Source organism: Helicobacter mehlei (assembly GCF_007280785.1).
Classification (GTDB): Bacteria; Campylobacterota; Campylobacteria; order Campylobacterales; family Helicobacteraceae; genus Helicobacter; species Helicobacter mehlei.
The window spans coordinates 1-476 of record NZ_VKGC01000071.1 but is presented as its reverse complement, the minus strand read 5'-3'; the positions used below and the strand labels follow the sequence as shown (position 1 = coordinate 476).

1 pseudogene is annotated in these 476 nt (G+C 39.5%); it reads left to right on the top strand.

Going from position 1 to position 476, the window contains the following annotated elements:
* Nucleotides 1-476, top strand: a pseudogene (locus FNE76_RS08650) (RNA-guided endonuclease InsQ/TnpB family protein); the annotation flags it as partial.

Sequence of the window (476 nt, the reverse complement as noted above, 5' to 3'; positions counted from 1 at the left end):
AGCCCTACACCTTGCAAAAACACATCACTAAACTAAAGAAAACAGCACGCTTTGCTTTTTTGAAAACTTTGGGTTCTCAAACCTTGCAAGACACCACAAAAAGAATAGACAAAGCCTACAAAAAGTTTTTTAAAAAGCAGGGCAGACTCCCTAGATTTAAAAAGGTAGCTAACCACCAGTCTTTCACATTCAAGGGCAAGACAGGTTATAAAATCAAAGACAATGTTATCTCTTTTGATGGCGGTACTTTAAGTTTGTCAAGACTTATGACCTTGTAGGCAAACCCAAGACCTTAACCATTAAAAGAGATCATCTAGGCGATTATTTCTTGTGCCAGTGTGTGGAGAAAAACGCGAAGCGTTTTCCCCTAAGCCCGCAGGTAGTAACAGCGTGGGGCTTGACTTTGGATTAAAAACTTTTCTCACCTGCTCTAATGGCACACAAATCCCATCGCCTTTATTTTCTCTAAATATTTG